This is a genomic window from Arthrobacter sp. AOP36-C1-22, assembly GCF_052377515.1.
Lineage (GTDB): Bacteria > Actinomycetota > Actinomycetes > Actinomycetales > Micrococcaceae > Arthrobacter_H.
Genome location: NZ_JBQSWW010000053.1, coordinates 1 through 7,928 on the forward strand (window position 1 = coordinate 1; position 7,928 = coordinate 7,928).

Sequence of the window (7,928 nt, forward strand, 5' to 3'; positions counted from 1 at the left end):
CTGCGCTCTCGTGGAGTGCCCTGGCCCAGGCCCGCAGGAAGCTTGCGACCCGCTCCGGCTGGTCCAGGTGGATGTTGTGTCCGGCGTCCTCCAGCACGACGTAGGTTGCCTGCGGATACCGCAGCAACAAGTCTTCCTGATCCGCGAACCCCACGACGTGGTCGTGCCGTCCGGCAAGGATCAGCGTCCGGGGCGAGACCGTCGCTGCGGCCCGGGACCCGGGGCCCGCCTCGGGGGCCAGGTGATATCGGCGGGACAACTGCATGACGGCGCGTGCGTTCGCGGCGCGGATCCCGGCAGGGCGGCATCTCGGAATGCGGCCCAGGCCTCCGCTGTGTGGAGGATGGCCATGCCTTCGAAGTCCCGGGCATCCTGCGGATCGAGCAAACCGAGGAACTTCTGGTCTCGGTGCAGGACCCGTTTCTCGGGCACGGTGCGATCTCGTGGCCGGGGATGGACCACCGGCGCCAACAACGCCATTCCGCTCATCTGATCCCCGAAAGTGATTGCCAGATGCGCGGCCAGAACACCTCCGAGTGAGTGCCCCAGCACGGCGAATTTCCGGTCCCCCACCAGTTCGCCAATGGTTTCTTGCAGCCAGTCGGCAATTTCGGGTAATCCACCGGGCTCCTCCAGCGCGGGGGTTCCGCCGAAGCCGGGAAGATCCAGGTAAATCCGCTCCCAGGCACCGGCATCGGCCAGACAAGGATCCAGCGGTAGGAGCAACCGGTGATCGACGCCATTGCCATGAATCATGATTATCGGTGTTCCAGTGCCTCGACGTACGGTAGCCGGTCGCGGGATCACCGGGTCCCCCGCCGTGCAGTGTCCGGGCGTGCGTTCCATCTGTTCCCTCATTCCGATCCCCGTGTCTCCCCGGTCGACCACTAGGCCCACGCGGTCGGGCCCGGTGCTGCGCACCTCTGCACAGCACCGGGCCCGACCGGTCATGAGAACGTCATCCAACGAGACGTTCGTGGAGCTCCTACTCGGGTGTCACGTGCTTTTTCGGGTCCTTCTCTGCCAGGACGCGTGCCGCGGCATCGCGTCCACCCAGCCCGAAGGCCAGCGCCGCAGCCAGAGCACCGCCCACGACCACGGCGCCGAAGCCCAGCGTGATGATCGAGTCGGCAATGCCCATGTACTTCAGTCCAATCGCTGCGAAAAGCCCGATGATGACGTACTTGGCGACGGTGCTTCCCGTGCCGGCCCCCATGGCACTGGACACCAGTTTGGCGATCAGGAAGCCGACGGCGACGATAACGACGCCAAACAGCACCCGGCCCCCGAGTGCGAACACCGTGTTCAGCAGATCCGAGATCTCGGGGAAACCAAGCGCTTGAGCAGCCATGATCCCGAAGAACACCACGATGGCCACTTGTGCCACGCGGGTCAGAATGGTCGAGGCGCTCTTGTCGGCGCTCAGAATCCCGAGGTTCGTTGCTGCCCGGTCGGTTCCAAGACCACGCAACGTGGCCTCCAGGATGCCACCGACGAACTTTGCGATGAGGACGCCGATGCCCAGCAGCACCAGGGCCGCGATGATCATCGGGATCGCGTTGAGGATCATGGTGAGCATCTGCTCGGCCGGATCGGAGATGACCGAGATGTCGAGGATCTGGAGAGCTGCGATGCCCACCACGATCAAGATGACGGCAAACACCAGATTGCCGACCATGGAGCCGATCTTCCGGGAGTTCATCCCGGCTCCCGCCTGTGCCTCGGCGGCACCTGACGGCTGGGCTGGGGTCGGTGTTGCCCCGGCACCCGAGGTCGGATCAACCTGCTTCATCTTTCCGGCAATGCTGTTGAAGTTGAGCATTCCGATGGCGGAGGCAATGAGCTGCTTGGCGATTTTCGCTATCACGAAGCCGATGAAGAAGACCACAGCGGCCCCGATGACGTTGGGCAGGAAGCCCATCAGCGTGGACAGGAGTTCCTGAATCGGTGTCAGGACTGCGTCCAGGGCGAACACCTGGAGGATGGCCACCAGGCCGAACAGCCAGACGATCAACGAACCGATACTGCCAATCGATTCTCCGGTCGATGCACCATCGCCGTCTTGCTTCTGCAAGAACGATACGCGGCCGACAACCTTGCCAATGGCCCATTTCACGACCTTGGCAATAATCCACGTCACAATGAGTATGATGATGGCCATGCCGACCTTTTGCGCCATACCTATCCAATCGATGTCTTCCATGGGAAGCCTCCTTATTGGTCCGGACTTGCAAACAAGGCAGTTTCGATCTGCCGTTGGTCGCAGCAGACTACAGGACACCTCAAGAAACGACTCGGATTAAACATCGACCGGAACCGATTTCACAGTCCATTCGTTATCTGCAGCCCTCTCCCCATGATCCTCCCCGCAGAGCGAAGGTCCGGAAGAGGCGACCACTGCCGGGGGCCGACCCGGAACGGCGGCCGGCCCCCGGAGGGTCATCGATCTGCTTAGTTGATCGCTTCGGCGATCGGGGTGTCACCGTCATAGAAGTTGACTGTGCGGCCAATCGCAGCCCCGTCCGAGAGCACGTGGGCCAGGACCTCGGCTACGTTCTCGCGGGAGGTCACGGCTTCATCGCCCGCGGGCGCCTGGCCGGCGATCGTGCCCTCGAAATCAGCGATCGTAATCTTTCCGCTGGCCGGCTCCAAGGTGAGCCGTCCGGGGCCAAGGATCGTGAAATCCAGACCTGTCTGCCGCAGATGGGCATCCGCATCATGCTTGGCCTGCGCGTAGGGATGGAACGAGTCCTCCGGATCGAGCCGGTCGGCATCAACACCTGCGCCGGCATAGGAGACCATCACGAATCGCTTGACGCCGGCTGCTTCGGCGGCATCCATGGTACGGGCCGCCGCTTCGAAGTCGACCGAGCGTGTGCGTTCGGGGCTACCGCCGCCGGCTCCGGCGGAGAAGACCACGGCCTGCGCACCGGAGAACGCCTGCGTCAACGCCTCGGCGTCAGCATTCTCCAGGTCGAGAACAACCGGGCTGGCCCCGGCGGCTTCGATGTCGCCCCTTTGATCCGCGGAACGGATCACGGATTCGACGGCGTACCCCGCGTCCTTGAGCTTGGGCGCCGCCAGAAGGGCGATCTTTCCATGACCGCCCAGGACAATGACGCGACCTTTATCTGCTGTTGACACGAAAACCTCCGATTGCGCCGATTCGGCGCCGAGAGCGTCCGTCGCTCCGCCCATGATCGGGTTTCAGACGACGGCTTCCGCTGGGTACAACGTCGTGGGGAGCCGTATATTCCTCATCGGCCTGGCGCTACCGTCCTGGAGCGTGTGCAGGCCGGCAGCGGGCCGGTCCCGAAGTGCAGACTCCGGTCGACCACACGGGCCACTTCGTTCGTCAGCGAACGACCTGCATGTTGAGGGCCGTGGTGCCCAGCGCGTCCGTGAGATACGCCCACATGATGAAGTAGTGCTCCGGCCCCTTGGCGGTCTCGATCCCGCCCAGGTCCACGATGGATTCCGAGGTCCAGCCCAGTTCCCCCAAGGAGTGACGTCGTCCGATCTTTGGCCCCGACATTATCTCCGGAGAGGAAGATGCTGCTCGGCTCCAGCAGGGAGGGGTTCACGAAGATTTTGCCGGCGCAGGTGTTCATCGTCTTGACGACTTGTGCCTGGGGAAGCATCTCCTGCAGCTTTTCGCCGAGGCTGGAGCCCGGGTACAGGTGATTGAATCCGGAGGTGGCGGCGTTGGCAACGTCGATGAGTAGTTTTCCGCTGAAAGCGGCCGAATCCAGCTGACCGAGTAGTTCCACGGACGCGGCCCCCGGCGTCGCGTTCACGATCACCTCGGCATCTCGGGCCGTCGCTTCCAGGGTAGCGACAGGGAAAGGGAGCCCCGTGCGTGACTCCGGCTGTCGCGAGCCCAGGGTTACTTCGTGTCCGACGTCGATGCATCCGCCCGCGAGGGCCTGCGCGACACTGCCCGTCCCCAATATCCCAATCTTCATGACTGCCGCTTCTTTCCCGTGGCCGATCCAACATCCATGGGTCAGCGTACGTCGGTCAGGGCCCGGTTTCCGCACTCAAGCCCCCTTCGGGGACGTTCTTGCCACCAGGGCCGCGAGGCGCGCTGCTCCGGGTAATCGACGCGCGGCCGGCTCCGGGGCGGCAGACCGGACAACGGTTCACCAGCGGGGCACCGAGCCACGGTAGCGCCCGTAGTCTGCTCCGAACCTCGCTTTCAATGCCTTTTCTTCGAGGGGGATCTGCACGCGGCCCATGACCAGGACGAACGCTGCCATCGGCAGCACGGCGACGGCGGACCGACGCAGGATCGCGTGGGCAGCCAGCAGGCCGGCCATGCCGAGGTACATCGGATTCCTGGTCAGCCGGTTCGGTCCCCGGACCACCAGCGACGTGGCGGCCTCCACGTCGACCGGATCGAAGCTGGTGCGCTGGCGTCGGAACTCCCATAAGCTGCCCACGACGAGGGATCCCGAGGCCAGTGAAAGAACAGCGGCCACGGTGGCCGAGGTCGGTGTCACCGCACGCTGGCGCATCAGCAGGTATTGCCCTGTAAGGCAGATAGCCAACGTGGTGGGAGGAACCGGGACCTTGCTCATTTCTTCACTCCTGTCGGGGTTTCACTGCGGCTAGCAACCGTGTTCCCAGTAGAGCAATCCCTGCTGTCCGAAACCACCCCTTGGCAGCCTCAGGTCCCGGCGGGCTGCCTTCCCCGGCGGCTGATCCGGAAAACCACGACGTGGACAACGATTTGCACCGCCAATAATACCGCGCCAGAGAACGCCTCGGGCCACCCCATCAGATAGCCGGCCTGCAGCGTCCCGATTCCACTGGCGACGGGATAGAACAACGGCCACAGGATCAAGAGGTTCCGCACAAATGCGAAAACGATACCGAAAAGCACCGCGAACAGGCCGAAGCCGATGGCTTGTGCGAAAGGAACCGAGCCGACATGCTGCAGCGCTAACCCGATTCCGGTCAGCAGAATCGCTGGCAGCCAGCCGAAAGCACGTTCCCAGCGAAGGAACAACCAGCCGAAGGCGAAGAACGGTTCCTACAAAACCACGAGGTTCGCCATGAGCTGCGGTACGGCGGGCACTCCCTGTTCGGCAGCCACATGGAACAGCTGGAACGCAGGGCCCCTCCCAGGACGAGCGAGATGATGAGCGACAGTGCAAGGAACCAGTGATGGATGCCGAGTCCTTCCAGCCCATCGCGTCATCGTTGTAGAACGATGAGTGCCGGGATGTGCGTTCCCGCGACAACGATTCCGCCCATGAGGAACCAGTCGTTGCACGTGGTGCCGGCCCAATAGCAGCCCCAGAACACCAGAAGCGTGCCCAGAGCCATCAGGGAGTATCGGCATCAGGATTCCAGACAACAACCGGCCTACGGGACGGAAGAACAGGGCTGGGAGCGCCCGTTCCGGGCCGAGGAGCCGGAGCCCTGAACTCTGACACGCACACTTCCTTCGAATGACCTGGGGCAAGTACCCCCAGAGTTAGTAGGCAAGGCCCTCTCTCGTCACCATCGTAGAGCCCGGCGCGTGAAGCATGCTCGAGACTGATACGGATGTCGACGGCGTCGCCATGGCGCAGGACAAGGAGACGGTCCCTGCCTGATGAAGCCGTGCATCAGGGCCGTGTGCACAACGCCGGGGTTCCGTGGGGAGAGGTCACTCGCCTGGAGCTGGCTTCGGCCCGAGACTTCGCAGGCCGGCACAACACCGGTCAACTAGCCGTGGCGCAGAAGGCGGGGCAGGCAGTTCCGCCTCTATGACTCCGACGAAACGATAGTTCCATCACCATCCAACAGCCTCACGATCTCATCGTGCAGTCGCCTATCGGACTGATCAAGCCCGTCGAGAACTTCACCGATGGTGACTTCGCTCTGCCGAACCTCACGGGTCTCCGCCCGGGTGATGAAAAGATGTGAGTAGTCGACCGACGCCCCAGCCACCGTCTGCCTCCAGTTCGGGTCCTGCTCGTTCGCGAACCAGGCAGAGGGGCCGAACTTGAGCTGCAGCTGACATTCTCCGAAGTCAGTTCCTCCTCCGGGCACCTCAAAATTGACCGTCCATTCGTATATCCCGGCATAACGTGCACTTACCTCTTGCACGTATTCGGGGCCGAACGTTGCGTTCAGTTGGTCTTTCAGGACGTTGGCAGCGAAGAGGCGCGCCTGCAACTTCAGTCTCTTCAGGAGTTCACGGCCCTCACCGAAACGCTCACGCGCTTGAACTGCCAGATCGTTCGCGAACTTTTCCGCCTCCACGTCCTGCCACTTGCCCTGATACCTCCTCGCTTCTCCCGTCGCGCACATTGCGACGACGAAGCCGACCACATCCTGCTCTTCCACGAGTCCCCTCCCGTTCGAAAATTTCTGACTCATCTGGTCAATGAACGAATAGGCCTCCGGGTTCCGTTGGCGGTAGCCGGGATCGCGATCGATCACTCCGCGAAGCCGCTCGATCAACAGGCTGTAGGTGAGAACCGGGGCGTTCTTCCAGCCTTGGGTCTGAAGCGTTTCATCCCGGTCTCGGCAGAGGAGCACGACGGCGCCCCTCCGTCCGTCGCGTCGGCTGTATTTAAGATATCCCTCGTAACTATGGCCATGCCCGTCGGAGGTGAAGTAATTCTCAACGACGAGCACCGCGGCATCGCTCTCGAGAACCATATCGGCGATGTCTGCCGGCTCATCCGCCACAGCAGTGTTCACTTCCTGCCGGACCCAGTAGCCGGCGTCCGGAAGCGGTTCAGCGCCGGTCTTCTGACGATTAACTTCGTCGATGAGGATTTTCATGAAGGCGTCGCCGAGTCGGTGGGAACCTTCGACCTCCAGAAGCCACGTGAAGACGTTGGAGATCTGTTTCTCGTGGAGTCCGTGGTGCATCACGTCGAAGACATTGAACCCTGGCTCCAAGGATCTTCCGAGCACCGGGAGCATGCCCGTCACGAGATCGTTGGTCATCGCGCCTCCTCCGGTGTGTGCGGTCCATGGCTTCGCGATCGTATCCCGCCCAAAGCTTGGCAGTATCCCCGGCACCCGTCCCATGGGCGTGGCCCATGGACGCCTCGTGACGGGTCCTCCCTACGAATGTCATCGGGGGTTGTTACGTCGCAGCTCTGCTCATCGCAGCGTCGTGCAACCGGCCCGCCTCTATTGAATAGACCTGGTCGCATGCCGAAGAACGGGCGGGATCCGGCCCTGCGTTGACCCGCTGCCAGCTCATGGGTGAGTGTGAACTGTCTGGCCAAACATCCAGTGAGCCGTGTTGATCAGTTCCATCACGGCGCCCTCTGGCATCCCTTCCACCCCGGGGACATATAACCAGCGGTGGCGGCGGCTCCAGAACGGCCCCACGGCTGGTGAGATGCGCCCGCGCAATTGCCGAGGCATCCGTTGATTCACATTGACGAGCCCCAACTGCGTCAACGGCATCACGGCGCGAAGGGTGTAACTACCGCTATGCTCGGCGCGCACCATCATGCTTCTGGCTGGCTCGAAGTCCTGCCAGGGAATCGGACCGATACCGCGCAGCGTCATTCCACGAGTTTCAAGCCTGACCTCTTCACGTTCAAGATCAGCGAACTCGAGCTGACGCCGATACGTCGTAATCAGTAGGGCCAGCCCGCCAAAGAGCATGGCGTAGACCGAGATGATGCCGGAAATGGTCGCCCCCGTGACCCGGAGACTCTCGCCGGACAGAACCAAGCCCAAAGCGATGGCCGCACCCAAGCCGACCAGACTCACGAGCCCGATGAGTACCAGGAACAACCATCGTCTCGCTTTCGACCATCCGGCGGGTCTACCCGGCATCGTCACTACCCCGGTGGTCTGTAGCTCTTCCAGTGCCCGAACGAACGCCGTTGAATTCTCCACATCGACTACGCTACAACAAGGCTCTAGGGCAGCCGTCGTAGCTCGCCATATGTACCCTTTTAGAG

Annotated in this window: 9 protein-coding genes and 1 pseudogene; all 10 read right to left on the bottom strand. The window is 62.6% G+C overall.

Features of this window, described 5'->3' with window-relative positions; genetic code table 11:
• On the bottom strand, positions 1–265 hold a 265-nt coding region (locus ACT3S6_RS15750), incomplete at its 3' end, for an alpha/beta fold hydrolase (protein ID WP_444555762.1).
• Complete coding sequence (locus tag ACT3S6_RS15755; RefSeq protein ID WP_444555755.1) at positions 181–951, bottom strand: alpha/beta fold hydrolase; 771 nt, start codon at positions 949–951, stop codon at positions 181–183. The genes ACT3S6_RS15755 and ACT3S6_RS15750, both read right to left, overlap by 85 nt.
• Positions 952–985: 34 nt before the next feature.
• A complete protein-coding gene (locus ACT3S6_RS15760) occupies positions 986–2,203 on the bottom strand; it encodes a mechanosensitive ion channel (protein WP_444555756.1) in 1,218 nt (405 codons plus the stop codon).
• A gap of 248 nt (positions 2,204–2,451) precedes the next feature.
• A complete protein-coding gene (locus ACT3S6_RS15765) occupies positions 2,452–3,144 on the bottom strand; it encodes an SDR family oxidoreductase (protein WP_444555757.1) in 693 nt (230 codons plus the stop codon).
• A 211-nt stretch (positions 3,145–3,355) separates the two neighbouring features.
• A complete protein-coding gene (locus ACT3S6_RS15770; protein ID WP_444555763.1) occupies positions 3,356–3,535 on the bottom strand; it encodes a hypothetical protein in 180 nt (59 codons plus the stop codon).
• A gap of 181 nt (positions 3,536–3,716) precedes the next feature.
• Positions 3,717–3,965: pseudogene (locus ACT3S6_RS15775) on the bottom strand (NAD(P)-binding domain-containing protein); the annotation flags it as partial.
• A gap of 177 nt (positions 3,966–4,142) precedes the next feature.
• Positions 4,143–4,580: a methyltransferase family protein gene (locus ACT3S6_RS15780; RefSeq protein WP_444555758.1), complete on the bottom strand. Its 438-nt coding sequence runs from the start codon at positions 4,578–4,580 to the stop codon at positions 4,143–4,145.
• A gap of 89 nt (positions 4,581–4,669) precedes the next feature.
• On the bottom strand, positions 4,670–5,011 hold the full coding sequence (locus tag ACT3S6_RS15785) for a hypothetical protein (protein WP_444555759.1): 342 nt from the start codon (positions 5,009–5,011) through the stop codon (positions 4,670–4,672).
• 743 nt (positions 5,012–5,754) lie between these two features.
• Entirely contained in the window at positions 5,755–6,951 is a 1,197-nt protein-coding gene (locus tag ACT3S6_RS15790; protein WP_444555760.1) for a PD-(D/E)XK nuclease family protein, read from the bottom strand.
• Positions 6,952–7,209: 258 nt separating this feature from the next.
• Positions 7,210–7,863: a hypothetical protein gene (locus tag ACT3S6_RS15795; protein ID WP_444555761.1), complete on the bottom strand. Its 654-nt coding sequence runs from the start codon at positions 7,861–7,863 to the stop codon at positions 7,210–7,212.
• Positions 7,864–7,928: the final 65 nt, after the last annotated feature.

Bases quoted from the DNA above. Each gene is read 5' to 3' on its own strand.
- ACT3S6_RS15780 (WP_444555758.1), bottom strand. From the start codon at position 4,580: ATGAGCAAGGTCCCGGTTCCTCCCACCACGTTGGCTATCTGCCTTACA.
- ACT3S6_RS15770 (WP_444555763.1), bottom strand. From the start codon at position 3,535: ATGTCGGGGCCAAAGATCGGACGACGTCACTCCTTGGGGGAACTGGGC.
- ACT3S6_RS15760 (WP_444555756.1), bottom strand. From the start codon at position 2,203: ATGGAAGACATCGATTGGATAGGTATGGCGCAAAAGGTCGGCATGGCC.
- ACT3S6_RS15755 (WP_444555755.1), bottom strand. From the start codon at position 951: ATGACCGGTCGGGCCCGGTGCTGTGCAGAGGTGCGCAGCACCGGGCCC.
- ACT3S6_RS15790 (WP_444555760.1), bottom strand. From the start codon at position 6,951: ATGACCAACGATCTCGTGACGGGCATGCTCCCGGTGCTCGGAAGATCC.